Genomic DNA, 26,522 nt, shown 5'->3' on the forward strand with positions numbered 1-26,522 from the left:
GCTCACCTGCACCTGGAGCCGCCATGGACCTCGCCACCCTCGCCCTCTTCATCCCCGCCTGCTTTGCGCTGAACATGGCGCCCGGCCCGAACAACCTGCTGTCGGTCAGCAACTCGACCCGCTACGGCTATCGCACCTCATGCCTGGCTGGCGTCGGCCGCCTGCTGGCATTCGCCGCGATGATCGCGCTGGCCTCTGCGGGCTTGGCAGTGGTGCTGCAAACCTCGGAGCTGTTGTTCTACGGGATCAAGATTCTCGGCGCGGCGTATCTGTTCTATCTGGCGTTTCAGCTATGGCGCGCCAATCCCGAAGCGCCAGTAGACTCAGCAACCACCAAAGTCGGTACGTGGGCGTTGGCGCGTCAGGAATTTCTGGTTGCGGCGGGCAACCCCAAAGCCATCCTGATTTTCACCGCCTTCCTCCCGCAATTTGTAGTGCCCAACCAGCCTATTACAGCGCAGTTTGCCGTGCTCGGAGCGCTGTTCCTGGGACTGGAATGGATTGCCATCTGCCTCTACGCCTATATGGGCCTGCATCTGCGTCGCTGGTTTGCCGAGCCACGGGGCAAACGGCTGTTCAATCGCTGTTGCGCGGGGTTGTTGTCGGCGGCGGCATCCGTGCTGCTGATGGCCCGCAGGGCTTGAAGTACGTGGTCTAGACTATCTCCACCCCTTCACTGTGGAGAACGAGCATGCCCAGCAAAAACACCCTCTGCCTCTGGTACAACGGCACGGCCGAAGAGGCGGCGCGCTTTTACGCCAAGACTTTTCCAAACAGCAGCGTAGACGCCATACACAAAGCACCGGGCGACTACCCGTCGGGCAAGCAAGGCGATGTGCTGACGGTAGAGTTCACCGTGATGGGCCTCCCGTGCCTGGGGCTGAACGGCGGGCCGATATTTCCTCAAACCGAGGCATTTTCGTTCCAGGTGGCCACGGATGATCAGGCCGAGACCGATCGCTATTGGCACGCGATCATCGACAACGGCGGTCAGGCCAGTGCCTGCGGATGGTGCAAGGATAAGTGGGGAGTGTCGTGGCAGATCACACCGCGGGCGTTGACCCAGGCGATCGCCCACCCCGACGCGGCCACCGCCAAGCGTGCCTTTGACGCGATGATGGGCATGGGCAAGATCGACATTGCTGCCATCGAAGCGGCCGTGAAAAAAACCTAAAGATTCACCCCCGGCGGCCGTCACCCTGGCATCCCCGAATGGACTCAATGAGGTTCTTGTGCGCGTTTTGACTTCTGTGTTGCTGGCCGGTGGCATCGCCACCCTGTCCGGTTGTGCCACCCAGTCCGGCAAAGTCGAGCAGATGCTCGCCGACACCCTGGCTCAACCATTGGTGGAGAACAGCATCGTGCGCGAAGGCGACTTGCTCAGCTTCGAGCTGCTGATGCCCGACGCTACCGGCGGCGTGCGGCGTACCATGCAGTTCGAAGCGGCGTGCTCGTCCAAGCAATTGCACCTGCTGTACCTCGATGGTTCCCAACGCGTGTACCCGCTCAAAGCCGGGCGCTATACCGAGGCGCGCAAGCTGTCTGACACGCTGTATGCCACCTTGGCCGCCAACCAGACATTTATCCGCGCCTGTGCTGAAACGCCCAAGCCCGACTGGCGCCTGGTCAGCAAAGATGCGCGCGATAACTGGGTACTGCTCGACGCCGCCAGCGTCACGACTGTGCAGGGTGAAACCCGTTTCTGGGCCGCTTTCGATAACCCGACGGTGCTCAATGACCTGCCCTACGACGCACCTTATGCGCAAAAACGCGAGCACTTTGCGGTGTCTTGCGCCAATGGCACATACAAGGAGCTGGCCGGCTACGATCTGGACGTGCGCAACCGCGTGAGCGATGGCCGGGTCGACAGCTTCCCCACGCCACAGCCTATCGCCGGCGGCGACGCCGACTATGCGCGGCTGTTCAATACCGTGTGTGTCACCCCCGAGAAAATCGCCACGCTGGAACCCTTCAAGCCGCGCCTGAAAGCACCGGCGATCATCGCCCTGTCGTCGGTGCATCCCCAGGTACTGGCCGCGCTTGCGCCCTTCAACCAGGACAAGCCGGCGCGTACCTTGAAGTACGTGCACTTTACCGGCACATCGACTCTCAAAGGCAAGACGTCCAACAGCACCAGCGAGCACTTCATCAGCCAGGACAAGGCCAGTGGTCAACTGCAGATCGTCCATCGCGGCGAAGGCTATGAGTCCCAGTCGGTGAGCTGGCGCAACCTGGTCTCGCTGGTGTCGAAGACAACCTACGGCGGCACCGGCATGGCGGAAAGCTCGACCTTGACGCAGTTGAGCTTGACCGGCAATTGGCAGGCCCTGCCGGTCGGCGAAACCGTGGTCTACCAGACCACCCGCTCGACACTCAACAGCCTGGTGGGCAGCTATAACAAGGTGCAGATCAACCGCTGCGTCGTCGAACGCGAATTGCCGGCCCGCGAACTCAACCCCAACCTGCTGGGGAATGCCAAGGCCTTGGCATGCCGCACCGATGACGATAAGTACAACCGCGTCGAACATGTGTACTACCTGAATGATTACGCCTACTTCTACGAATCGAGCACGGATAAGAACGAGTTTTTCTACGCCGATACACGCATCGATAAGTTCGAATAACAGGTAACACTTCAGCGCCTGCCTTTGGGGCCGCTGCGCAGCCCAGCGCAAGCAAGCTTGCTCACCACAGGGAAGCGCGGTGCCAGCAATCTTTGCTGAGCGGTTTCTTGTGCTGACTGGGTTCTTTTGCCGAGCAGGACTTCTGTGGTGAACAGACCTTTTGTGGTAAGCAGGACTTCTGTGGTGAGCGGGCTTGCCCCGCGCTGGGCTGCGCAGCAGCCCTCTCCCACCCACCGCGTCCTTTCAGGTCAAACCCACCGCCTGGTTTTGGGGCCGCTGCGCAGCCCAGCGCAAGCAAGCTTGCTCATACATGGACGCCCCCAGTATGCCAAGCACTCAATTCGTGAAAACACAGACGGGATAAGGTTGCAGCCATACATCCGGACTTTAAGTGAGGCGGTGCCTCTGTCCCTGATGGAATTCGCTGATCGGGCTCTTATCACCACAACGCGCTCGAAGCGCTGTGAGCAGGGCAGAGTTACCCGATCCCGGTCCTACCTGTCTTGCCATCACGTCATGATCGCCTGAGCAACCTTGGAAGTACTCCTTCTAACGCATCACTTTTTCATTTCACCGGGCCGGCTACGCCACCGTTACGTCGGGGGTGTAGTCGGGTCGGAACTTGGTGCCATGGGCCAATAATGCCCAGGCTATCCGGGCCGTTTTATTAGCCTGTGCAACGACAGCAACGTTGGTGTGACGACGAGCCAATAACCCCTTCAGCCAATCCGCCGAAGGATCTGTCTTGCTCTCCACCACTCGAACCATCGAGCGTGCGCCATGAATCAGCAAGGTGCGTAAATAACCATCGCCCCGTTTACTGATCCCCAACAACGTGGGCTTGCCTCCGCTGGAGTGTTGTCGCGGCACTAACCCCAACCATGCCGCCATTTGCCGACCGTTACTGAAGTTTTTCGCGTCACCCACTGACGCCACTAGCGCGGTTGCAGTGAGCGGGCCAACGCCTGGGATTTCTGCCAGGCGGCAGCTGCCTTCATTGCTGCGATGCCATTGTTGAATCTCTCGTTCCAACTCGACGACCTGTCGATCCAGCTCTTTGAAATGCTCCATCAAGCGCTGCATCAGTTGGCGTAACGATCCAGGAAGAGCGTTTTCATGATCTTCCAAAATATCCGGCAAACGCTCGACGATATGTCGAATGCCCTGAGGCAAGACCACGCCAAATTCTCCAAGGAGCCCACGAATCGAATTAGCTTGTGCCGTTCTGGCCTTTACAAACCCTTGCCGTGCGCAATGCACCGCCAAAATAGCTTGCTGCTCTACCGTCTTGATCGGCACAAAGCGCATGTTGGGCCGAGTAACGGCTTCACAGATCGCTTCTGCGTCAGCTACATCGTTTTTGTTCGACTTCACGTAGGGCTTCACAAATTGCGGAGCCATTAACTTGACCGTATGACCAAGTGCCTGCAGTTTTCTTGCCCAATAGTGGGCTCCGCCACATGCCTCCATGCCCACTAGGCAGGGCTCCAGGTTGGCAAAAAAAGGGACAACCTGCTCACGTTTAAGCTGCTTCCTTAGCGCTGTTTTTCCTTGTTGATCGATCGCGTGAAGTTGAAACACGTTTTTTGCCAAGTCAACCGAAACAGTCGTAAGCTGCATGAGGACGCTCCCTTCCGCTAAGTGTGGGTAACACTTTAACTTTGGCACATAGATGCCGTTAGGAAGGGGGCGTCCATTCCATTACCACAGGGTGGCGCGGTACCACCAATCTTTATGCTGACCACAGGGAAGCGCGGTGCCACCTATCTTTATGCTGACCACAAGGAATCGGGGCAAGACACACTCATTGCGGCGCGCCTGCTTTCTTTGGTGAGCAAACTGCGCAAAAGGCTTATCGGATGGACACCGCCGCTCGCGCGCTATGCAGTTTTTTATAGCTGTCGATCAGGCGCAAATGCCGGTCCAGCCCTTCGAGCTTCATGCTGGTCGGGGTCAGGCCATGGAAGCGCACGCTGCCGTTGACCGAGCCGATCACGGCGTCCATGCGTTCGTCGCCGAACATGCGCCGGAAGTTAACTTCGTAGTCCGCCAGTTCCAGATCGTCGTCCAGTTCCATCTCCAGCACGGCGTTGAGCGCCTGGTAGAACAACCCGCGCTCGGCGGTGTTGTCGTTGTATTGCAGGAACATCTCCACGCACTCCTTGGCCTCTTCGTATTGGCGCAAGGCGAGGAAGATCAGCAGTTTCAGTTCCAGGATGGTCAGTTGGCCCCACGCGGTGTTGTCGTCGAACTCAATGCCGATCAGGGTAGTGATGTCGGTGTAATCGTCCAATTCGCTTTCGATCAAGCGCTCAACCAACGCCTCAAGTTCTGCGTCGTCCAAGCGGTGCAGGTTGAGGATATCGGCGCGGAAAAACAGGGCCTTGTTGGTGTTGTCCCAGATCAGATCTTCCACCGGATAGATTTCCGAATAGTCCGGTACCAGAATCCGACAGGCCGTGGCGCCGAGGTGTTCGTACACCGCCATGTAGGACTCTTTACCCATGTTGTCGAGAATGCCGAACAGCGTCGCGGCCTCCTCGGCGTTGGAATTTTCACCCTGGCCGGAGAAGTCCCATTCGACAAACTCGTAATCCGACTGCGCACTGAAGAAGCGCCACGACACCACGCCGCTGGAGTCGATAAAGTGTTCGACGAAGTTGTTTGGTTCGGTCACTGCCTGGCCTTCGAAGGTCGGCTGCGGCAGGTCGTTCAGGCCTTCGAAACTGCGGCCTTGCAGCAGTTCGGTGAGGCTGCGCTCCAGCGCCACTTCCAGACTCGGGTGTGCGCCGAACGAAGCGAACACGCCGCCGGTGCGTGGGTTCATCAGGGTCACGCACATCACCGGGAACTCACCGCCCAAGGACGCGTCTTTGACCAGCACCGGAAAACCCTGGGCCTCCAAACCCTGAATACCCGCCAGGATGTTCGGGTACTTGGCCAGCACCTCGGCAGGCACGTCCGGCAGGGCGAATTCGCCTTCGATGATTTCGCGCTTCACCGCCCGCTCGAAGATCTCCGACAGGCACTGCACCTGGGCTTCGGCCAAGGTGTTACCAGCGCTCATGCCGTTACTGAGGTAGAGGTTTTCAATCAGGTTGGACGGGAAATACACCACCTCATCATCGGAGCGACGCACGAACGGCAGCGATACGATGCCGCGCGCCTCGTTGCCGGAGTTGGTGTCGAACAGGTGCGAGCCACGCAGTTCGCCATCGCGGTTGTAGACCTTCAGGCAATAGGCGTCGAGGATTTCCGGCGGCAGTTCATCGTTCGGGCCGGGCTGGAACCAGCGCTCATCGGGGTAATGCACGAACGCCGCGTTGGCCAGCTCTTCGCCCCAGAACTGGTCGTTATAGAAGAAGTTGCAGTTGAGCCGCTCGATGAACTCGCCCAGGGCCGATGCCAGAGCGCTCTCTTTGGTCGCGCCCTTGCCGTTGGTGAAGCACATCGGCGAGTGAGCATCGCGGATATGCAGCGACCACACGTTCGGCACGATATTGCGCCACGACGCGATTTCAATCTTCATGCCCAGGTCAGCCAGGATGCCGGACATATTGGCGATGGTCTGTTCCAGCGGCAGGTCCTTACCGGCGATATAGGTACCGCCGTCGGACAACGCGCTGGGCATCAACAAGGCCTGGGCGTCGGCGTCGAGGTTGTCTACTTCTTCGATCACGAATTGCGGCCCGGCCTGCACCACTTTCTTCACGGTGCAACGGTCAATGGAACGCAGGATGCCTTGACGGTCCTTATCGGAGATGTCCGCCGGCAACTCGACCTGAATCTTGAAAATCTGGTTGTAGCGGTTTTCCGGGTCGACGATGTTGTTCTGCGACAAGCGGATATTTTCGGTGGGGATATTGCGCGTCTGGCAGTACAGCTTCACGAAGTACGCCGCACATAGCGCCGACGACGCCAGGAAATAATCGAAGGGGCCCGGGGCCGAGCCATCGCCTTTGTAGCGAATGGGCTGGTCGGCAATCACCGTGAAGTCATCGAACTTGGCTTCAAGCCGGAGGTTGTCGAGAAAGTTGACCTTAATTTCCATGCGGGCACACCAGAATAACGGGCTAAACAAAAATGGCCGCCATTATGGGGTTTTTCCTCGGGAAGTTTCAGGCTTTTGACCAGCGGCGGATCAATTGCCAAATGAATATTAACTTTTTGTGACTTGCCGCCGATGGAGTGGGCGCAACCAGGGAGTAGTCCGAATGCGCAACAATCAGCCCGTAACACAACGCGAGATTTCCCTCGCGCCGCAGCAGAAACTCATCTCCGCCACCGATGTGCAGGGCATGATCACTTACTGCAACGATGCCTTTGTCGAAATCAGCGGCTTTGAACGTGACGATCTGATCGGTGCGCCCCAGAACATCGTGCGTCACCCCGACGTACCGCCGGCCGTATTCGCGCACATGTGGAGCGCGCTCAAACAGGGCTTGCCCTGGATGGGCATCGTCAAGAACCGCTCGAAGAACGGCGACCATTATTGGGTCAACGCCTACGTCACACCGATATTCGACGGCAGCCGGGTGGTCGGTTTCGAGTCGGTGCGGGTCAAGCCCACTGCCGATGAAATCCGCCGCGCCCAGGCCCTCTATCAACGGATCAGCCAAGGCAAAACCGCTGTACCGCGCCAGGACGCCTGGCTGCCCCATCTATTGAGCTGCGTGCCCTATATGGCCAGCGGTATTGCCGGCAGCCTGGCCGGGTTGTTTCTCAGTGCGCCAGTGGCGGTCGCGGTCGCCGTGACGGTGGCGGTGCCCATCGGCCTGCTTTGTTCGAGCGCCCGCCATGGCAGCACCTTGCGCCTGCTGCAAGGGGTCGAGCCGTCCACCTCGGATGCGTTGATCGCGCAGATGTACAGCGACGCTCGCGGCCCGCAGGCACGTTTGGAAACCGCCTTCCAGAGCCAGAACGCACGCCTGAAAACGTGCCTCACCCGCTTGCAGGACAGTGCCGAACAACTCAGCACCCTGGCCGGTCAGTCCGACCAACTGGCTTCCGCCAGCTCCCGGGGCCTGGACCGTCAGCGCGTGGAGACCGAACAGGTCTCGGCCGCCGTCAATCAGATGGCCGCCACCACCCAGGAGGTCGCCAGCCATGTGCAACGCACCGCCGACGCTACCCAGCAAGCCAACGTATTGACCGGCCGTGGCCGCGACGTGGCGCGCGATACTCGCCAGGCCATTGAGCGTTTGTCGGCGGTGGTCGGCGAGACCGGCGTCACCGTGGCGCAACTGGCCCGCGACAGCGATGAAATCGGCAGCGTGGTCGATGTGATCAAAGGCATCGCCGACCAGACCAACCTGCTGGCCCTCAACGCCGCCATCGAAGCAGCCCGCGCCGGTGAACAGGGGCGCGGCTTTGCCGTAGTGGCCGACGAAGTCCGTCAGCTGGCCCAGCGCACCACGCAATCGACCACTCAGATCCATGGGCTGATCACGCAGTTGCAGGCGTCCTCCAACAACGCCGTGCAAAGCATGCAGAACGGCCAGCGCCAAGCCCAGGAAGGCGTGGCGTGGGTGCTGGAGGCCGACCAGGCATTGGTAGGCATCAGTGAAGCGGTGTCCCATATCACCGACATGACCACCCAGATCGCCGCCGCCACCGAGGAGCAAAGCGCGGTGGCCGAAGAGATCAGCCGCAATATCACCACCATTGCCGAGCTGGCCGATCAGACCTCGGTGCAGGCCCGTCAATCGACAACCCTGAGCAAGGAGCTGACCGACACCGCGTCGACTCAGTACGCGTTGGTTGAGCGGTTCAATCGCTAGGCCAAACCTGCAGCGGTGCGCGGGGATGCATCCAAGGCAGCGTCAAGGCTGCCGGCGATACATCCCCGTCAGGTAGTCGGGGAAGTCCGGCTCCGCGTTGTGCTTGATCACCGCAAAATCTTTTACCAACTGAATGTGGTACGGGCCAGTGCCTTTGGCGGCCAGGGGTGCGCGCACGATGATCAGGTTGTCGGTTTCCATCGGCACACGCTGTTGCGTGGTGACAATGGGTTTGCCGGTGCCGGTGTCGTTGAGGGTCACGCTGAATTCAGCCACTTCCCGGCCTTGGGCGTCGCGCTGCGGCAGGATCTTCAGGTCGAGGTCACCGTCGCGACCCAGGTAGTCGTCGCGCATCTGATAGTGGCCGCTGCGTTGGTCGCGGGCCACGTCGCCGTACTTGGCGTACTCCGGCTCGCGGTCCACGGCGTGCAGTTGCACCGTCAACTCAGACGCGCCCTTCTTGCCGCTGCTGACCCAGGCACCGCTGTAATCGAACGGTTCGACGCCAGCGCGGGTGATCTGCCAGGTGCCGGTCTGATGCCCATCCTCGGTCGATTCGTGCAGGTAAACGAAGGGTTTGTCGTCGTAGTCGCCCATCGACCCCACCAGTTTGATCGGCTTGCCACTGCCACTTTTGGTGTAGCGCACTTCGCCGATCAGTACCTCGCCTTGCTGCTGATACCAGAGCTGCACCGGGATCTTGCCGTTGAGGGTGCCGGCGAGCATCTGTGGGTCTTCGTTGACCGGCCCTTCCAGTCGAGGGGTTTCGTGCCATTGGCCGTCCTTCCATTCGCCAGTGGTGCGCAGCATGTAGCCCTTGGGCATGCTGGTGTCGTCATCGTCGCTGGCGGGGACTTCTTGTTGCGTATAGGCGCTGAGTCGCACCAGCTCGCCGTTGCGCATTTGCCAACGGCTGGCGCGGGTCCAGCAGCAGCCACGGTCGGTCTGCGAATGGATGATGCCGTCCTTAGGGGTGACCGAGAACATGCCGCCGGAGGTTTCGTTAGCCAGGTCCGTGAGGGGGCGGTTGAGCACCCAGCGCGGTTGCTGGGGGTCTTGCAGGTACACATCGTAGTTCGACTGAAAGCCTGCATCGGCGCCGTCGCCGTTGCGAATCGCCAGGTCCTGGCGGCCGTCCAGGTCAATATCGGCGAAATACACCACGCCGTCTTCGCCGACCAGGCGCCAGTCCAGGGTCTTGCCGTTGATATCGAGCGGCACTCCGGCGGCGGGTGTGGAAAACTGCTGGAGGATCGCCAGGGAGGTTTTGTCGCGCAGCGTGATCAGCGCCGGCGCCAGTTGCTGCAAGTCCTGCGGCACATCCGGGAACAGCACTTCGACAAGAAACTGGCCGCTGGGGTCATTCAGCGAAAACGAGCGGGGTTCGGCCATGGCCGTGGCCGCGAACATCGTAGAGACAAGCACTGCGCTGACGAGCGAACGCATGTAAAGCATCCTTGCTGAAATCCGGGGGCCGCAGTGTAAAGGCAAACCGTGAACAAATCGCTGTTGATGCGCGCGGGTGCGCTGCTATGTTGCGTGCTTCTGACGCGAAGGGGATGCCATGGAACCGTTAGCCGACAACAAGTCCGACACAGATAAAACTGTGGGAGGGGGCTTGCCCCCGATGGCGGCGTGTCAGCTGGCTTATCCATTACTGAGCCAGCCTGATCGGGGGCAAGCCCCCTCCCACATTGGGCTCTATGCTGTCTGGGCTCATTGTGTTTCAAAGGCTAGGTTCAGCAGTCCAGCTCCGCCCCCCCCGACACCAAGCCCGGCACAGATAAAAACTGTGGGAGGGGGCTTGCCCCCGATGGCGGCGTGTCAGCTGGCTTATCCATTACTGAGCCAGCCTGATCGGGGGCAAGCCCCCTCCCACATTTGGCTCTGTGCTGTCTGGGCTCATTGTGTTTCAAAGGCTAGGTTCAGCAGTCCAGCTCCGCCCCCCCCGACACCAAGCCCGGCACAGATAAAAACTGTGGGAGGGGGCTTGCCCCCGATGGCGGCGTGTCAGCTGGCTTATCCATTACTGAGCCAGCCTGATCGGGGGCAAGCCCCCTCCCACATTTGGCTCTGTGCTGTCTGGGCTCATTGTGTTTCAAAGGCTAGGTTCAGCAGTCCAGCTCCGCCCCCCCGACACCAAGCCCGGCACAGATAAAAACTGTGGGAGGGGGCTTGCCCCCGATGGCGGCGTGTCAGCTGGCTTATCCATTACTGAGCCAGCCTGATCGGGGGCAAGCCCCCTCCCACATTGGGCTCTGTGCTGTCTGGGCTCATTGTGTTTCAAGGGCTAGGTTCAGCAGTCCAGCTCCGCCCCCCCCCGACACCAAGCCCGGCACAGATAAAAACTGTGGGAGGGGGCTTGCCCCCGATGGCGGCGTGTCAGCTGGCTTATCCATTACTGAGCCAGCCTGATCGGGGGCAAGCCCCCTCCCACATTGGGCTCCGTGCTGTCTGGGCTCATTGCGTTTCAAAGGCTAGGTTTGCAGCAGTCCAGCTCCGCCCGGCACCAAGCCAGATGCATATAAAAACTGTGGGAGGGGGCTTGCCCCCGATGGCGGCGTGTCAGCTGGCTTATCCATTACTGAGCCACCTTGATCGGGGGCAGGCCCCCTCCCACCTTGGGCTCTGTGTAGGTCAGGATTCAGCAAGACACTTGCACCTCCACCACCCCACCCTTCAACCGCGCCGGCCATACCCGCAGGCGTTGGTGCGGGGTTTCCAGGCACTGGCCGTCCTGCAAGCGGTAATGCTGTTTGTAGATCGGCGCGGCCACCACCAGCTCGCCCTTGATGTTGCCCACCAGGCCACGGCCGATCACGTTGGCGCCGGACTCCGGGTCGTGGTTGTCGATGGCGTAGAGCGTCTGCGCTTCGGCGTCAGGCAGGTAGAACAGCGCGACTTGCGCGCCATCAAGCCACACCACCACGCCGGAATTGCGCACCAGATCGCCCTCATTGCAGACGTTTTTCCAAGTGGCAAGTGTGCGTTGGGTATTGGACTGGCTCATCATGCAAGTTCCTCGGTAACAGCAATCAGGTTGAGTTCGGCGGTCATGATCGGACGGCGCTGGCCGCGCTCCTGGACGAAGTGGATGTCCGGGTCTGGGCGCTTGTCGTTGACGAAGGTGCGGAAGCGTTTGAGTTTTTCCGGGTCCTTGAGGGCGTTGGCCCATTCGCATTCATAGCGGTCGACCACCAGTTGCATCTGCGCCTCCAGCTCGGCGCCCAAACCCAGGCTGTCGTGCAGGATCACGTCCTTGAGGAAATCCAGCCCGCCTTCCAGGCTTTCGCGCCAGACCGAAGTGCGTTGCAACTTGTCGGCGGTGCGGATGTAGAACATCAGGAAACGGTCGATGTAGCGGATCAGCGTGGCGTCGTCGAGGTCGGTGGCGAACAGTTCGGCATGGCGCGGGCGCATGCCGCCGTTGCCGGCGATGTAGAGGTTCCAGCCCTTCTCGGTGGCGATCACGCCCACGTCCTTGCTCTGGGCTTCGGCGCATTCGCGGGTGCAGCCGGACACCGCGAACTTGAGCTTGTGCGGCGAGCGCAGGCCCTTGTAGCGGTCCTCGATCAGCAGCGCCATTTTCACGCTGTCTTGTACGCCGTAACGGCACCAGGTGCTGCCGACGCAGGATTTGACCGTACGCGTGGACTTGCCATACGCATGCCCCGTCTCGAAACCGGCGGCGATCAGCTCGCCCCAGATATCCGGCAGTTCGTGCAGTTGCGCGCCGAACAGGTCGATGCGCTGGCCACCGGTGATCTTGGTATAGAGGTTGTATTTCTTCGCCACCTCGCCGATCACGATCAGCTTCTCAGCAGTGATCTCGCCCCCCGGAATCCGTGGCACCACCGAGTAGGTGCCGTTCTTCTGCATATTGGCCATGAACGTGTCGTTGGTGTCCTGCAACGGCACCAGCGACGGGTCCATGATCGGCTGGTTCCAGCACGATGCCAGGATCGAGCCCACCGCCGGTTTGCACACATCGCAACCGGTGTGGCCACGGCCATGTTTGGCCAGCAGTTCGTCGAACGTGATCACCCCCTCCACGCGCACCAGGGCGTACAACTCCTGGCGGGTATAGGCGAAGTGTTCGCACAGACTCTTGTCGACACTGACGCCACGGGCCACCAGCTCATGTTCGAACACCTGCTTAAGCAGCCCGGCGCAGCCACCGCAGCCGGTGCAGGCTTTGGTCTGCGCCTTGAGCACGCCGAGGTCGCCGCAGCCGCCATCGATGGCCGCACAGATCGCGCCTTTGGTGACGTTGTGGCAGGAACACACCGTGGCCGATTCCGGCAACGCGCCAGGGCCGAGGGTCGGTGCACCGGCCGACGACGGCAGGATCAGGCTGGCGGGCTCGGCCGGCAAGGCGATGCCGTTCTGCAGATATTGCAGCAGCGTGTCGTAGTAGCTGTTGTCGCCGACCAACACCGCGCCGATTACCTGCTTGCCGGCCGCGTCCACCACCAGGCGGCGGTAGCTGGCGGTGGCCTCGTCGATAAACTGATAGCTGCGCGCGCCCGGTGTGTGGGCGTGGGCATCACCGATGGAGCCCACATCCACGCCAAGCAACTTGAGCTTGGTGGACATATCCGCGCCTACAAACGGCTCGGCGCCCTGCCCGCACAGCAACGCCGCCACGCCACGGGCCATCTGGTAGCCGGGCGCAACCAGGCCGAACAGGCTGCCGTTCCACGAGGCACACTCGCCGATTGCATAGATATGCGGGTCGCAGCTCCGGCATTCGTCGTTGATCGCCACCCCGCCGCGCGGACCGATTTCCAACCCGGCCTGGCGCGCCAGGGCGTCCTGGGCGCGGATACCGGCGGAAAACACGATAAGGTCGGTTTCCAGAAATTCGTCGTTGGCGAAATTCATGCGATAGCGGTATTGCTCACCGGCGCTGATCGATTGCGTGGCACGCGACAAATGCACGCCAACGCCCAGCCGTTCGATCTGCGCCTTGAGCGCCAAACCGCCGAAGTCATCGAGTTGCACCGGCATCAGGCGCGGCGCGAACTCCACCACATGGGCTTCCAGGCCGAGGCTTTTAAGGGCGTTGGCCGCCTCCAGGCCGAGCAACCCACCGCCGACCACCACGCCGCGCCGCGCATTGGCAGCGGCGGCACGAATGGCGTCTAGGTCTTGCAGGGTGCGGTACACTAGGCGCGAGTCACCTTCGGCACCTTCGATGGGCGGCACAAACGGGTACGAACCGGTGGCCAGCACCAGTTTGTCGTAGGTCACGCGGCCCTGGGCGGTGACCACCTGGCGCTGGGTGCGGTCGATATCCAGCACCTGCACGCCAAGGTGCAAGGTCACCCCCGGGGTCTGGTACAACGCCGCATCGGATAACGCCAGCGACTCGGCATCGCGGCCGGTGAAGTACTCGGACAAATGCACGCGGTCATAGGCACGCATCGGCTCTTCGCTGAACACATGCAGTTGGTAGTGATCCAGCGCGCCGCGTTCGATCAACTGCTCCACGCAGTGATGACCGACCATGCCATTGCCGACGACGATCAGGGTTTGCAGCTGGTTCAAACTGGCGTTATTGGCGTTCATATAAGCACCCGACAAAGCTCATCACGGTTTGAAAAAAAGCAAAAAAAAAACGCCTGAAACCTTACGGTTCCAGGCGTCTTTGCCTGTTCTTATACGGTTGGCATCGGACGACTTCGCCGATTCCACCGCTATTGCCCATGTTGTCGATCGTCGTTGACCGAAGGGGGTTGTCGGGGATCTTGCAGGCTCTGTGCCAACCTGTCGCGACCCCGTACTCACGGCATCTACACCGGTTCAAGCCTTGCGATCACGCCTCCAACTGGTGCGCGGCGCGTCATAAAAGGGCACGGGACGCTTGCTCTCGCCAGTCGGCACAACGGCAGCAAGCGCCGTCGGCACCGTCAGTAAGGCCTGTGCAGAAACATGGCGCGCCGCTTGCTAGGTACAGCGCAACAGAGCAGTCAACGCTGATTGCCCATCCACGACAAAGGCGCCGTGTAATCCCCGTTTCCAACGGAGGGTTACGCGGCGCTTTTTTTTGCCGGGCAGAAAAGGTTCGAGGGTTATCGATGGCAAACCAACACGTACGCAGTGTGTGCCCCTATTGTGGCGTGGGCTGCGGCATCGTCATGCAGGTCCAGGACAACACAGTGGTCAAGGTGATCGGCGACCCTGACCACCCCACCAACGCCGGGCGCCTGTGCACCAAGGGCACTACCTGCGGGCAAGCCATTGCCGAGTCCGGGCGCATGGAGAACGCTTACTTGCGCCAGGCTCGCGACCGCGACCCGGTACGCATCGCCATGGACGAGGCCATCGCCAAGACGGCCGGGCGCCTGCGCAACGTGCTAGAGCGACATGGCCCCGATGCCTTGGCGTTTTACGTCTCCGGGCAGATGTCACTGGAGGCCCAATACCTGGTCAACAAGTTGGCCAAGGGTTTTGTGGGCACCCGCCATATCGAATCCAATTCACGGCTGTGCATGGCCAGCGCCGGCAGCGGCTACAAACTGTCCCTGGGTTCCGACGGGCCGCCGGGCTCCTATGAAGACTTCGACCGCGCCGACCTGTTCTTCGTGATCGGCGCCAATATGGCCGACTGTCACCCCATCCTGTTCCTGCGCATGATGGACCGGGTCAAGGCCGGGGCGAAGTTGATCGTGGTCGACCCACGGCGCAGCGCCACCGCCGACAAGGCGCACCTGCACCTGCCGATCAACCCCGGCACCGACCTCGCATTGCTCAACGGTTTGCTGCACCTGCTGGTGAAAAACGGCCACACCGACCCGGCCTTTATCGCCACCTTCACCGAGGGTTGGGAGGTCATGCCCGCGTTCCTGGAGGACTATTCACCGCAGCAGGTCGCCGCCATCACCGGCCTGGCCGAAGCTGACATTCGCCAGGCCGCCACCTGGATCGGCGAGGCCGCCGAGTGGATGAGTTGCTGGACCATGGGCCTCAACCAAAGCACCCACGGCACCTGGAACACCAACGCGCTGTGCAACTTGCACTTGGCCACCGGCGCCATCTGCCGCCCGGGCAGTGGGCCGTTTTCCCTCACCGGCCAACCCAATGCCATGGGCGGGCGCGAGATGGGTTATATGGGCCCGGGCCTGCCGGGGCAACGTTCGATGCTGGTGGACGCCGACCGCGCCTTTATCGAAGACCTGTGGCAGATCCCCGCCGACCGCCTGCCGCGTCAGGCCAGCGACGGCACCGTGGCGATGTTCGAGCAAATGGCCGCCGGGCAAATCAAAGCCTGCTGGATCATCTGCACCAACCCGGTGGCCAGCGTGCCGAACCGGCAAACCGTGATCGATGGGCTGCAGGCCGCCGACCTGGTGATCACCCAGGACGCGTACCTCGACACCGAAACCAACCGCTATGCCGACATCCTCTTGCCCGGCGCGCTGTGGGCCGAAGCCGAAGGGGTAATGATCAACTCCGAGCGCAACCTGACCCTGATGCAACCAGCCGTACAGCCGCCGGGCGACACCCTGGCCGACTGGCAGATCATCGCCCGCGTCGCCTGTGCAATGGGCTATGCCGAGGCGTTCACCTACGCCGACGCCAGTGAGGTGTTCGAAGAACTCAAACGCGCCTGCAACCCCGCCACCGGCTATGACCTGCGCGGCGCCAGCTATGAGCGGCTGCGCCAGACACCGTTGCAATGGCCGCTGGCATCGGCCGAGTCGGCGCCGCGCAACCCGATCCGCTACCTCGCACACGGCACGTTGCGCTTCGCCACCGCCAGCGGCAAAGGTCAGTTCTTTGCGCGCCCGCACCTGCCACCGGCGGAACTGCCCGACGATGGCTTCCCGTTCGTGCTCAACACCGGGCGCTTGCAGCACCAATGGCACACCCTGACCAAGACCGGCAAAGTCGCCACGCTGAACAAACTCAACCCCGGCCCCTTTGTCGAGATCCACCCCGATGACGCCGTGCGCCTGGGCCTTCAGACCAAGCAGCCAGTGCAAGTGCGTTCGCGGCGCGGCTACGCGGTATTGCCTGCGTTGATCAGCGACCGCGTGCAACCGGGCCAATGTTTCGCGCCCTTTCACTGGAACGACGTGTTTGGCGAACATTTGGCGATCAACGCGGTGACTTCGGATGCGGTCGACCCGATGTCGTTGCAGCCGGAATTCAAGTGCTGCGCCGTCACCCTGGAACGTGTCGAGCTGATCGACCATCAGTTCCTCGACTCGCCCACCCAGGCGACCACCGACCTTCCCCTTTGCGCAACGGAACCCGCCATGTCGCGCATCGACGCCTTCGCCGAAATCGCTGGCCTGCGTAGCGTCATCCCGCCGCCGCTGAGCGACAGCGAACGCACCTACCTCGCCGGCTTTGTCAGCGGCCTGCGCGCCGACAACCCACGCCAGGCCGGTGGTGTGCCGGTGCTACCGCCCACGGCGCCGTTGGCCGACGAGGCGCGGCTGTGGGTCGACGGTTTGCTCGGCGGGCTGTTCAGTCGCGCCTCGCCGGCCAGTGTCGGCACACTGCCCGCCTCCCCCGCCGTGACCTTGCTGTGGGCTTCCCAGACCGGCAATGCCGAAGCATTGGCCGTGCGCTGTGCCCAGCGCCTGCGTGAGGCTGGGATCAGCGTCGAGCTGAGCGCAATGGCGGATTTCCCGGCGAGCCGACTGGCAAGCACCCAGAACCTGGCATTGATCAGCAGCACCTTCGGCGACGGCGACCCACCGGACAATGGCGAAGGTTTCTGGCACAGCCTCAGCCGTGTCGAAACGCGCCTGGAGTCCCTGCGGTTTGCGGTGCTGGCCCTGGGCGATCCGAACTACGAGCAGTTCTGCAAGCACGGCAAACGCCTTGATCAACGCCTGCTGGAGCTGGGGGCCACCCGCCTGTTGGAGCGCGTCGATTGCGACACCGAATTCCAAGCGCACGCCGATGCCTGGCTGCTGCGCTTGCAGCACAGCCTCAACCCGGCCAAGGCGCCGGCAGCCGCCACACCCGCCGGCAAGACCAAGCTGTACGGTTCGCGCCTGCTGCTCAACCGCCATCTCAACCCCCATAGCCGCCATAAAGAAACCCGCCAGTTCGCCCTGGACCTGGCCGACTCCGGGCTCAGCTATGAAGCCGGCGATGCCCTCGGCGTGCGGCCGCGCAACTGCCCCGAACTGGTCCACGAACTGCTCGACTTGACCGGTCTGAAGGCGTCGGCCAGCGTCACTATCGACACCTTCGGCGAGGTCTCGCTGCAACAGGCGTTGACCCAGCACTTCGAAATCGCCCGGCCCAGCAGCGAGACCCTGGCGTTTATCGCCGAGCGCAGCGCCGATGGAGGGCTTGAGCAGTTATTACGGCCCGAGCACAAGGCCGAATTGAACGGCTGGCTGTGGGGTCGGCAACTGGCGGACGTGCTACACGCCTACCCCATTGAGTGCTCGGCGGACGAGCTGCTGGGCACCCTGCGGCGTCTGCAACCGCGCCTCTACTCGATTGCATCCAGCGCCAAGGCCCACCCCGGTGAAGTCCACCTGACCGTCGCGGCCGTGCGCTATGGCAAACGCAAAGGCGTGTCCTCGACCTTTCTCGCCGACCGCGTCGGCGACGGTGAAGTGCCGGTGTTCGTGCAGCCGTCCAAACATTTCCGCCCCCCCAGCGACGGCGATGTGCCGATGATTATGATCGGCCCTGGAACCGGCGTGGCGCCGTTTCGCGCGTTCTTGCAGGAGCGCCGCGCTCTCGGGCACCCGGGGCGTAACTGGCTGTTCTTTGGCGAGCAGTACGCCGCCAGCGACTTTTATTACCAAGACGAGCTGCAAGGTATGCAGCGCGACGGGCTGCTGACCCACCTGAGCCTGGCGTTCTCCCGCGATCAGGCGCAAAAAATCTATGTGCAGGACCGCATCCGCGAGCAAGGCGCCGAGCTGTGGCGCTGGCTGCAGGACGGCGCCAAGGTGTACATCTGCGGAGACGCCACCCATATGGCTAAGGATGTTGACCAGGCGCTGCGCCAGATCGCGCAAACCCACGGCGGGCTGGGCCCGGAGCACGCCGTGGACTACTGGCGCCAACTGAGTGAGCAAAAACGCTATCTGCGTGATGTGTACTGATTGGATACAGAACAATCGTTGATTGTATTGTGTACAAAAAACCCTAAAGGTTTATCAAGAGCGCGCCGAAACAGCAGTGATAGCAAATCGCCTCGCCCTGTTCAGGGGGCGTGGCGATTTGGCCGCCCTCCACGCTGATGGTCGTCTCGATGAAAATAAAAAATAAGCTTGTGCTGGCTTTTGTTTCGGTTGCGTTTATCCCAGTGAGCCTGGTGGCCGTCATCTCAGTGATGAACACCCGGACTCAGGCGGTGGATCAGTTCATCGACGGCAGTACCCGGGAAATCCGCCAGATCGATGGCAATATCCGCCAGTTCTTCGACGGCACGCTGCAGAACGTCGATCAAATGGCCACAGATTCTGTATACACCTCGGTCAACACGCTAAAGAATTACCAACCCGCCGACGCGGCCGCCCAACCGCTGCCCGCCGAAGCGCAAACGGTGATCGAGCGCTTCGCCGGCTATGGCGCCACCCACCCGGCGGCGGCAATCCTGTCCATCGGTCTGGAGGACGGCACCTACGCCAAATGGCCGGACGATCCGCAACTGGCCAAATACGACCCGCGCGCACGCCCCTGGTACAAAGCGGCGATGGCCAGCCCCGGCAAGACCGTGCGCACGCCGGCCTATTACTACGATAAAGACGACGTGGCGCTGGTAGGCACCGCGCGCGCCATGCTCGACAGCGCTGGCAAACCCAAAGGGGTATTCGTAGTCAGCGTGTCGCTGAAGAACCTGACCGAACTGGTCAAGAGCATCAAGCTCGGCGACAGCGGTTACGTGATGTTGATTGAGGACGGCGTGGTGCTGGTCGACCCACGGGACGCCGCCCACAACTTCAAACCGCTGAAAGACTTGGGTACGGCCTACGCGCAATTGGCGCAAACCACGCAAGGCTCCACCGAAGTGGAGATCGACGGTGTGCGCTACATGGCCAACGTGTGGACTTCTCCCGGCCTGGGCTGGCGTTATATCGGCCTGATCGAAAAAAGCGAAGTGATGGCCGAGGCCACGCGCATGACCTACCTCACCGCCATCATCGTCGGCGTGCTGGTGTTGATTTTCGGCCTGATCGCCGCAGCGTTCTCCAAAGTGATCGTCAAGCCGATCGGCCAGGTCAGCACCGGCCTGCAGTCGATTGCCGAGGGCGAAGGCGACTTGCGCCATGAGCTGCGGGTACACGGCAAGGACGAAACCGCCGAACTGGCCGGCTGGTTCAACAAGTTTCTCGCCGCCATTCGTCAGTTGATCCAGCACATCGGCGCGGCCTCGGCCAACCTGCATAACGCGTCGAAGGTCAACAGCGAGGTGGCCCACAACATGAACGAGGCTGCCGGTCGCCAGCGCGAGGCGGTAGAACTGGTGTCCACTGCATTCAATGAAATGGTGGCCACCGCCAACGAAGTCGCCCGCTCCTGCAGCGGCGCGGCCGAATCCGCCGAGAATGGTCACCGCCGCGTGGCCGAGGGCAAACAACAGATCGAAGCGACCACCGACAACGTCAACCGCCTGGGCCGCCGCTTGAGCGAATCGTCCCAGGCCATGGTCGAGCTGGAGGCCGGCAGCCGCAGCATCAACCAAATCCTCGGCACCATCCGCGCGATTGCCGAACAGACCAACCTGCTGGCCCTCAACGCTGCCATCGAAGCGGCCCGTGCCGGCGACCAGGGCCGCGGCTTTGCCGTGGTAGCCGACGAAGTCCGCGCCCTGGCCAAGCGCACCTCCGACTCCACGGGCGAGATCGAACACCTGCTCGGCACCCTGGAAAGCAAAACCCAGGAAGTCACCCAGAAGATGGACAGCTGCATGGACCTGTCCAAAGCCAGCGTGTCGTCCATCGAAAACGCGCGGGACAGCTTCGAAGGCATCCAGACCTCGGTCAACGAAATCCGCGACCAGAACCTGCAAATCTCTGCCGCCGCCGAGGAACAACACAGCGTGGCTGAAGAGATCAACCGGCATATCCAGCAGATCTACGACGAAGCACGTTTGGTGGAAAGCCTGGCCAACTCGGCCCAGGATGACTCAGGGCGCCTGTCGAAGCTGTCGGATGAGTTAAATGGATTGGTGGGGCGGTTTAAGTCCTGAGGAGGGTTTCGCGCTACTGTGAAACCAACCACTCCACAAATACCTGCAGCCGCGCGCAGAACTGATCGCCCGCGGCGCCAGGGTTGCGCGCTTCAAACAGAAAGAACGCTACCTGTGTGACCATCGCCGGGTGGCTCTGGAGGAACATCGCCACATGCTCTTCCAGTGTTTGTGGCCACATCGTTGCCGCTTCCGAGCGCAATATCTGCGTCGCCCTGATCAGTTTGCGCGACGCTTCACGCTGCAAGCGCAGCCGATCCGCCTCGATAACCGTTTGCCCGATAGCGCAGATATAGCTGTTCAATACCGAATAGACGTCACCATTCAACGCCAGCGCGATTTCACGGCATGGGCGAAACCGCTCGAAATGGACGCAGAGGTCATTGCCCCAAATACAACGACACTGATGCTTGAGCCAGAACCCCCAAAGATTGCGGTTTTCAACCGCCATGACCTGCGCGCGCTCGCCGATATCGAAGTCGACTTTGGTGACGTGCGGGTGACGCCGTTCAAGTTCACGGCGAACGCGTTCCAATTGCTCTGCTACCTGCGGGGTCTGCGGCTCGCGCAGCACCAGTGTAAGGTCCAGGTCGGACTGGCCGGGCGTCGCGTCACCCCGTGCGACGCTGCCGTAAACATACAAGCCATCGAGCCCCAACGTTTGCTGCGACAGCAGTGAGCAGGCATCCGCCAGCACCGACTGATACTCAGGCTGCACGGGCGCCTGCGCAACGGAGCGGATAAAGCCCTCGGCGTCCAGGCCTTGTGACGCTGACACGCTCACGGCCGATGCACTTCAATCACCAGCCCCTCGACCTCGCTCGGCACACAGAAATGCCGGGTGATCAGGTCAAACTCGGTGTCGGTGGCGGCAAAGTCGTGTTCGCCGCCGGCATTGCGCGCATGCAGGCGGGCGCGGCAGGTGGCGTCGTCCAGTTCCAGGTAGTGCAGGCAGTGCGGCACTTGGGCGCTGTGTGCCAGGCTCAACAGCCATTCGCGATTGGCCAGGGTGTTGGCCGGAAAATCCAGCACCACATTGACGCCGGACTTGAGCAGGTCGATTACCAGTGGCCCCACCACCCCACGCATGCGTTGCGCACAGCGCAGGTAGTCAGCGATGGACAACACTTCACCGGGGTACAGTTGCGCCAGCCACGTGTCTTCGCTGAGCAGGATCGCACGGTGTTCAGCCACCAGGCGCCTGGCCAGTGTGGACTTTCCGGAGGCGATCTTGCCGCACAACAGGTGCAGAGTGGGCATGGAAGGAAACTCCTTTGTCTTCACGTGGCCTGGGATTGCCAATACTCGTAGAACGCCAACGATGCCACGTTCTTATCCTTGGCCTCCAGCATGATGTCGAAGCGATCCAGAAACTGCAGGGCGTAGTCGTTGGTCCAGCGGTTCCACATCTGTTCGCTATGGGCGTACAGGTCACGCTTGGACACCACCTGCAACAGCGCATCCATCTCCAGCTTGCGTTCGGCGTCGAACCCCAGGTCTTGCAGACGCTCCTGGGGCTGGGAGTAGTGCATGGTCGGGCGCACGCCGCGCCAGCTGTCGATCACCCGGGCGACCCGTGGGGAATCGGGGTCGATATAGGCCTGCTCATGAATCCAGCAATGGTGGATATCGAGTACCACCGGGGCCAGATCGGCGACTTGCAGGCAGTGATCCAGGCCGTAGGTCTTTTCATCGTTTTCGAAGGTAATGCAGTGACGCGCCACCTCCGACAGCCGCGCCCACACCGCGCGTGTACCTTCCACGCCCAGGCGGCCGGCGATATGCACGTTGCATTTGAGATCCTGGAAGCGCCGGCCATAGCCCATCATGCGGATCATATCGGCGTGGTACTCAAATTCGGCCACGCTGTTTTCCACCACATTGGGGTTTTCCGAGCCGAGCACGCAATACTGGCCGGGATGAAACGACAGGCGAATGTCCGACGCCCGCGCCAACTCGCCGATGGCGGCGAAGCCTTCGATCAGTTGCTGTTGGATGGCCGGGTCGCGGTAGACGCCCGCCACTTTGGGGTGGCTGTAAAACGGCAGCAGATCGCTGCTCAGGCGCAACATGCGCAGGGTCGGCGGCAGCGTGGCGACGTACGCCAACAGCTGCAATTGCGCCGCCAGGTTGTGGGTGACCACCTCCACCAATTTGTCCCGGGCGACGCTGGGGTCGACGCTGTCCATCCAGCGCAACGTGGTGGTACGCGGGTTGAATGGGCCTTCGATAAGTTTCAGGGCACCGGTCGAGAGCTGGCGGTCGGGGTGCTTGTATTGGCAGGCAAAGCCGATGCGAGGGTGGGTCATGGAAGGGCCTGGGCTGAGTGAGGGCGAGATCATAAGGGCTTGGGCCGGGGAACACGCAACGCGGTTCATAATATTTCGACACGTATCCTCGGCATAACATCTATGAACTTTCCTACAAATGACGCGTTCCTTTCCTATGCGAAGTCATCGCATCCCTGAGCCCAGGGCGCCGAACAAGTAAGGAGCCGCTTACCCCATGACTACCCTCCCCACCTACCCCGATATTCGGCCAGGTCCGTTGCACGCGACCTTGCTGGCCGGCGGCGTGCCGCTATTTTTGGGCGCGTTGCTCAGTGACATTGCCTACGCCCAGACCTTTCAGATTCAGTGGGCCAACTTCGCGTCCTGGCTGATTGCCGGTGCGCTGGTTTTCTGTGGTTTGGCGCTGCTGTTCGCGTTGGTGAACCTGCTGCGCGCGACCCACAAAGCCGGGCGGCCCGTCGTTTATGTGCTGCTGCTGTTGGTCACTTGGGTGCTGGGGTTGATCGATGCCTTCCAGCACGCCAAGGACGCTTACGCCATGATGCCCGCCGGCCTGGTGCTGTCGGCCATTGTGACCGTGCTGGCGATCCTCGCCACCTGGACCGGCCTGCGCACCGGAGGTGCCCGATGAAAACCTGCTTCCCATTGACCGTGCTCAGCGCCGCCCTGCTGCTGAGCGCTTGCGGCGCCGAAGGCGACAAAACCCAGGCCCGCGGCCCCGACCCCAAACTGCCGGAACAACAGAGCAGCCTGCTGCCGAGCATGAAAATCGCCGAGCCAACCCCATGGGGCGAGCAGAAACCCACCGTACCGGAGGGTTTCAGCATCACGGCGATCGCCACTGACCTTGCCATCCCACGCCAGACCCTGGTGCTGCCCAACGGCGATATCCTTGTCGCAGAAGGCCGTGGCGGCAGCGCGGCCAAGCTCAAGCCCAAGGACGTGATCGCCAGCGTGATCAAGGCCCAGGGCAACACCCAGGTCAAGAGCGGCAACCGCCTGACGCTGCTGCGCGACGCCGACGGCGATGGCACTTATGAACTCAAGACCGTATTCGCCGATAACCTCAACGCGCCCTACGGCCTGGCCTTCGCCGACGGCAAACTGTACGTGGCCAACCAGGATGCGCTGGTGCGGTTCGACTACAGCGATGGCCAGACCAAGGCCAGCGGCGCGCCGGTCAAAGTCACCGACCTGCCGGCGCAGATCAACCACCACTGGACCAAATCTCTGGCGGTGAGCGCCGACGGTCGTCAGTTGTATGTGGGGATCGGTTCCAACAGCAACATCACCGAGCGGGGCATGGAAGTAGAGATCGACCGTGCCATGGTCTGGCAGATCGATGCCCAGACCGGCGCGCACAAACCCTACGCCACCGGTTTGCGCAACCCCACCGCGCTGACGATCCAACCGGATTCCGGGCAATTGTGGACAGTCGTCAACGAACGCGACGAACTCGGCCCCGACCTGGTGCCGGATTACCTCACCTCCGTGCGTGAAGGCGCGTTCTACGGCTGGCCTTACAGCTACTGGGGCCAGAACGTCGACCCACGGGCGCAACCGCAGAACCCGGCTAAGGTCGCGGCTGCGATCAAACCCGACTACAGCCTGGGTTCCCATGTGGCCGCCCTGGGCGTGGACTTTTCCATCCCGGCCATGGGCGAACGCTTTGCCGACGGTGTGTTCGTCGGCGAGCACGGCAGTTGGAACCGCGATCAGCCGGTGGGCTACAAAGTGATCTTCGTGCCATTCAAGGATGGTAAACCGGCGGGCGAGCCCGTGGACTTCGCCACCGGGTTTCGCGGTGAAGATGGCAAAACCCGAGGGCGTCCAGTGGGGGTGACGGTGGATCCGAAAGGCGCATTGATCATCGCCGATGACTTGGCCAACACCGTGTGGCGGGTAACGCGCAACCGTTGATCGCGCACTGCCGGAGCGGTCCGACCGCTCCGGCAGGTTCACTTACAGGTCAGTGATTTCCTTGTGGCGCGGCACCAGCGCTTTCATCACGCTCCACGCGGTGAGGTAAGCCAGGGCGCAGATCGCGAACATGATCATGTAGCCGGTGTGGATGTCATTGATGGACTTGTAATAGTCGAACACCCAGCCGCCGATCTTGGTCATCACCACCCCACCCAGCCCACCGGCCATGCCGCCGATACCGACCACGGAGGCGACGGTCTTTTGCGGGAACATGTCGGAAACCGTGGTGAAGATATTGCACGACCATGCCTGGTGCGCCGAGGCGCCCACACCGATCAACAGTACCGGCACCCAGAAGCTGATGTAGCCCAAAGGCTGCGCCAGCAATACCACCAGCGGGAACAGTGCGATCACCAGCATGGCCTTCATGCGGCCGTCATAAGGCGCGTCGCCACGGGCCATAAAGTAGCTGGGGAACCAGCCGCCGCCGATGCTGCCGACCATGGTCATGCTGTACAGCACGGCCAGGGGCATCACGATATCGGCGCCTTTCATGCCGTATTGCGCCGCCAGGTAGGTGGGCAGCCAGAACAGGAAGAACCACCACACGCCGTCGGTCATAAACTTGCCGAAGGCAAAGGCCCAGGTCTGGCGGTAGGTGAGCAACCTGAACCACGAGACTTTTTTGCCAGTGGCCGGTGCAGTGGCGAACGGCTGCACGGTCTGGTCGCTACGGATATAAGCCAACTCCTCGGCCGAAAGGCGTTTCTGATCCTCAGGCTTTTTATACAGCCCGACCCAGACCGCCACCCACACGAAACCGAGCATACCGATCACCATGAATGCCGCTTCCCAGCCCCAAAAACCGGCGATCAGCGGCACGCAGATCGGCGCCAGGATCGCACCGACGTTGGCACCGGAGTTGAAGATACCAGTGGCTAGGGAGCGTTCTTTCTTGGGGAAGTATTCGGCAGTGGCTTTGATCGCAATCGGGAAATTACCCGCCTCGCCAATGGCCAGTACCGCGCGGGACAGCATAAAACCGGCGATCGAAACCGGGATCACTGCCAGGCCGATAGCACCGCTGATAGCGGCGATGCCCTCGCCCATCGGCACGGAAAACGCATGCATGATCGCGCCGGTGGACCAGATGCCGATGGCAATCACGTAAGCGGCCTTGGTGCCGATCTTGTCGACAAAGCGCCCGGCGAACAGCATCGAAATCGCGTACACGAACTGGAACACGGCGGCGATATTGGCGTAATCGGTATTGCTCCAGCCGAACTGCGTCGACAACTGCGGGGCCAGCAGGCTCAGCACCTGGCGATCGAGGTAGTTGACGGTGGTGGCGAAAAACAGCATCGCGCAGATAGTCCAACGATAGTTGCCGACGGCCTGGCCGACACGATGGGCGTTGATGGGCTCGCTTAGATTCATGGCATCACTTTTTATTTTTGTTAGATAGGACATATGTAACGTCATATGTCGTCGTACAACTGCGACTTTTATATCGGGCCCTGTGGACGCTGTCAACGTGGTTTTGCGGGTAGATGAGTCAGTCTCGCGCAAGCAAAGTCATATGACGACAAGGCTGATAATCACCGTTTCAACCTGTTGGGGCGATTCTCAGAGTTGCGCACGCCTTGGGCATCGCCAGCGTGAGAAACTCGGTGTGCTGTCGAGGGTCTGCTGCGCAGCCCAGCGCAGGGCAAGCCTGCTCACCACA

At 61.5% G+C, this 26,522-nt stretch carries 17 protein-coding genes and 1 pseudogene; 9 read left to right on the top strand and 9 right to left on the bottom strand.

The features are described 5' to 3' along the window. Positions 1 to 23: 23 nt before the first annotated feature. From HRH33_RS14675 to HRH33_RS14685, 3 genes are read left to right on the top strand one after another with little or no spacing between them, the layout of a single operon-like run. Positions 24 to 644, top strand: a complete 621-nt coding sequence (locus HRH33_RS14675) for a LysE family translocator (protein ID WP_123479867.1) — start codon at positions 24 to 26, stop codon at positions 642 to 644. A gap of 47 nt (positions 645 to 691) precedes the next feature. Beyond that, on the top strand, positions 692 to 1,174 hold the full coding sequence (locus HRH33_RS14680) for a VOC family protein (RefSeq protein ID WP_167417054.1): 483 nt from the start codon (positions 692 to 694) through the stop codon (positions 1,172 to 1,174). A 58-nt stretch (positions 1,175 to 1,232) separates the two neighbouring features. Continuing rightward, on the top strand, positions 1,233 to 2,624 hold the full coding sequence (locus HRH33_RS14685) for a hypothetical protein (protein ID WP_167417053.1): 1,392 nt from the start codon (positions 1,233 to 1,235) through the stop codon (positions 2,622 to 2,624). Between the two features lie 582 nt (positions 2,625 to 3,206). Here HRH33_RS14685 and HRH33_RS14690 read toward each other — a convergent pair. After that, complete coding sequence (locus tag HRH33_RS14690) at positions 3,207 to 4,244, bottom strand: IS110 family RNA-guided transposase (protein WP_031891578.1); 1,038 nt, start codon at positions 4,242 to 4,244, stop codon at positions 3,207 to 3,209. 232 nt (positions 4,245 to 4,476) lie between these two features. Next, positions 4,477 to 6,675 carry an OsmC domain/YcaO domain-containing protein gene (locus HRH33_RS14695; protein ID WP_167417052.1) on the bottom strand — a complete coding sequence of 733 codons (2,199 nt, stop codon included), beginning with the start codon at positions 6,673 to 6,675 and terminating at the stop codon, positions 4,477 to 4,479. Between the two features lie 163 nt (positions 6,676 to 6,838). Between HRH33_RS14695 and HRH33_RS14700 the strand changes: the two genes are divergently transcribed. Further along, a complete protein-coding gene (locus tag HRH33_RS14700) occupies positions 6,839 to 8,404 on the top strand; it encodes a methyl-accepting chemotaxis protein (protein WP_167417051.1) in 1,566 nt (521 codons plus the stop codon). A gap of 42 nt (positions 8,405 to 8,446) precedes the next feature. Here HRH33_RS14700 and HRH33_RS14705 read toward each other — a convergent pair whose 3' ends face one another. The 3 genes from HRH33_RS14705 to nirB all read right to left on the bottom strand — a co-directional run bounded on the left by HRH33_RS14705 (position 8,447) and on the right by nirB (position 13,975). After that, complete coding sequence (locus HRH33_RS14705; protein ID WP_167417050.1) at positions 8,447 to 9,850, bottom strand: XAC2610-related protein; 1,404 nt, start codon at positions 9,848 to 9,850, stop codon at positions 8,447 to 8,449. Positions 9,851 to 11,048: 1,198 nt separating this feature from the next. Next, positions 11,049 to 11,414: a nitrite reductase small subunit NirD gene (gene nirD, locus HRH33_RS14710; protein ID WP_034138274.1), complete on the bottom strand. Its 366-nt coding sequence runs from the start codon at positions 11,412 to 11,414 to the stop codon at positions 11,049 to 11,051. Then, positions 11,414 to 13,975, bottom strand: a complete 2,562-nt coding sequence (gene nirB / locus HRH33_RS14715) for a nitrite reductase large subunit NirB (RefSeq protein WP_167418649.1) — start codon at positions 13,973 to 13,975, stop codon at positions 11,414 to 11,416. The genes nirD and nirB overlap by 1 nt, the downstream gene beginning before the upstream one ends. Before the next feature lie 509 nt (positions 13,976 to 14,484). Between nirB and HRH33_RS14720 the strand changes: the two genes are divergently transcribed. From HRH33_RS14720 to HRH33_RS26780, 3 genes and pseudogenes are all read left to right on the top strand, one after another. Then, positions 14,485 to 18,492 carry a bifunctional nitrate reductase/sulfite reductase flavoprotein subunit alpha gene (locus HRH33_RS14720; protein WP_167418650.1) on the top strand — a complete coding sequence of 1,336 codons (4,008 nt, stop codon included), beginning with the start codon at positions 14,485 to 14,487 and terminating at the stop codon, positions 18,490 to 18,492. Between the two features lie 230 nt (positions 18,493 to 18,722). Further along, a pseudogene (locus HRH33_RS26775) lies at positions 18,723 to 19,727 on the top strand (cache domain-containing protein); the annotation flags it as partial. Between the two features lie 87 nt (positions 19,728 to 19,814). Further along, positions 19,815 to 20,582, top strand: coding sequence for a methyl-accepting chemotaxis protein (locus HRH33_RS26780; protein WP_376782731.1), 768 nt, complete (start codon positions 19,815 to 19,817; stop codon positions 20,580 to 20,582). A 13-nt stretch (positions 20,583 to 20,595) separates the two neighbouring features. Here HRH33_RS26780 and HRH33_RS14730 read toward each other — a convergent pair whose 3' ends face one another. The 3 genes from HRH33_RS14730 to HRH33_RS14740 are packed head-to-tail and all read right to left on the bottom strand — an operon-like array spanning position 20,596 to position 22,891. Then, positions 20,596 to 21,366 carry a nucleotidyltransferase domain-containing protein gene (locus tag HRH33_RS14730; protein WP_243269858.1) on the bottom strand — a complete coding sequence of 257 codons (771 nt, stop codon included), beginning with the start codon at positions 21,364 to 21,366 and terminating at the stop codon, positions 20,596 to 20,598. Next, positions 21,363 to 21,842, bottom strand: coding sequence for a P-loop nucleotide/nucleoside kinase family protein (locus HRH33_RS14735; RefSeq protein WP_167418652.1), 480 nt, complete (start codon positions 21,840 to 21,842; stop codon positions 21,363 to 21,365). Before HRH33_RS14735 ends, HRH33_RS14730 begins: the two co-directional genes overlap by 4 nt. A gap of 20 nt (positions 21,843 to 21,862) precedes the next feature. Beyond that, the gene (locus HRH33_RS14740) at positions 21,863 to 22,891 is read right to left on the bottom strand and encodes a UV damage endonuclease UvsE (RefSeq protein WP_034138280.1); all 1,029 of its coding nucleotides are present in this window, start codon (positions 22,889 to 22,891) and stop codon (positions 21,863 to 21,865) included. Between the two features lie 196 nt (positions 22,892 to 23,087). Between HRH33_RS14740 and HRH33_RS14745 the strand changes: the two genes are divergently transcribed. Both HRH33_RS14745 and HRH33_RS14750 read left to right on the top strand, forming a co-directional pair. Then, positions 23,088 to 23,504, top strand: a complete 417-nt coding sequence (locus HRH33_RS14745; RefSeq protein ID WP_167418654.1) for a DUF2231 domain-containing protein — start codon at positions 23,088 to 23,090, stop codon at positions 23,502 to 23,504. Continuing rightward, positions 23,501 to 24,793 (top strand): PQQ-dependent sugar dehydrogenase, encoded by a 1,293-nt coding sequence (locus HRH33_RS14750; protein ID WP_034138282.1) that lies wholly within the window; start codon positions 23,501 to 23,503, stop codon positions 24,791 to 24,793. The genes HRH33_RS14745 and HRH33_RS14750 overlap by 4 nt, the downstream gene beginning before the upstream one ends. Positions 24,794 to 24,835: 42 nt before the next feature. Here HRH33_RS14750 and HRH33_RS14755 read toward each other — a convergent pair whose 3' ends face one another. Beyond that, complete coding sequence (locus HRH33_RS14755; protein WP_167418655.1) at positions 24,836 to 26,233, bottom strand: MFS transporter; 1,398 nt, start codon at positions 26,231 to 26,233, stop codon at positions 24,836 to 24,838. Positions 26,234 to 26,522: the final 289 nt, after the last annotated feature.

Source organism: Pseudomonas rhodesiae, assembly GCF_013285305.1.
GTDB classification, from domain to species: domain Bacteria; phylum Pseudomonadota; class Gammaproteobacteria; order Pseudomonadales; family Pseudomonadaceae; genus Aquipseudomonas; species Aquipseudomonas rhodesiae.

What these genes read in the sequence shown, in the direction of transcription:
- HRH33_RS14745 (WP_167418654.1), top strand. Translation starts at nt 23,088, where the DNA reads ATGACTACCCTCCCCACCTACCCCGATATTCGGCCAGGTCCGTTGCAC.
- nirD (WP_034138274.1), bottom strand. Translation starts at nt 11,414, where the DNA reads ATGAGCCAGTCCAATACCCAACGCACACTTGCCACTTGGAAAAACGTC.
- HRH33_RS14705 (WP_167417050.1), bottom strand. Translation starts at nt 9,850, where the DNA reads ATGCGTTCGCTCGTCAGCGCAGTGCTTGTCTCTACGATGTTCGCGGCC.
- HRH33_RS14735 (WP_167418652.1), bottom strand. Translation starts at nt 21,842, where the DNA reads ATGCCCACTCTGCACCTGTTGTGCGGCAAGATCGCCTCCGGAAAGTCC.
- HRH33_RS14700 (WP_167417051.1), top strand. Translation starts at nt 6,839, where the DNA reads ATGCGCAACAATCAGCCCGTAACACAACGCGAGATTTCCCTCGCGCCG.
- HRH33_RS14680 (WP_167417054.1), top strand. Translation starts at nt 692, where the DNA reads ATGCCCAGCAAAAACACCCTCTGCCTCTGGTACAACGGCACGGCCGAA.
- HRH33_RS14750 (WP_034138282.1), top strand. Translation starts at nt 23,501, where the DNA reads ATGAAAACCTGCTTCCCATTGACCGTGCTCAGCGCCGCCCTGCTGCTG.
- HRH33_RS14675 (WP_123479867.1), top strand. Translation starts at nt 24, where the DNA reads ATGGACCTCGCCACCCTCGCCCTCTTCATCCCCGCCTGCTTTGCGCTG.
- nirB (WP_167418649.1), bottom strand. Translation starts at nt 13,975, where the DNA reads ATGAACGCCAATAACGCCAGTTTGAACCAGCTGCAAACCCTGATCGTC.
- HRH33_RS26780 (WP_376782731.1), top strand. Translation starts at nt 19,815, where the DNA reads ATGAACGAGGCTGCCGGTCGCCAGCGCGAGGCGGTAGAACTGGTGTCC.
- HRH33_RS14720 (WP_167418650.1), top strand. Translation starts at nt 14,485, where the DNA reads ATGGCAAACCAACACGTACGCAGTGTGTGCCCCTATTGTGGCGTGGGC.
- HRH33_RS14740 (WP_034138280.1), bottom strand. Translation starts at nt 22,891, where the DNA reads ATGACCCACCCTCGCATCGGCTTTGCCTGCCAATACAAGCACCCCGAC.
- HRH33_RS14695 (WP_167417052.1), bottom strand. Translation starts at nt 6,675, where the DNA reads ATGGAAATTAAGGTCAACTTTCTCGACAACCTCCGGCTTGAAGCCAAG.
- HRH33_RS14690 (WP_031891578.1), bottom strand. Translation starts at nt 4,244, where the DNA reads ATGCAGCTTACGACTGTTTCGGTTGACTTGGCAAAAAACGTGTTTCAA.
- HRH33_RS14755 (WP_167418655.1), bottom strand. Translation starts at nt 26,233, where the DNA reads ATGAATCTAAGCGAGCCCATCAACGCCCATCGTGTCGGCCAGGCCGTC.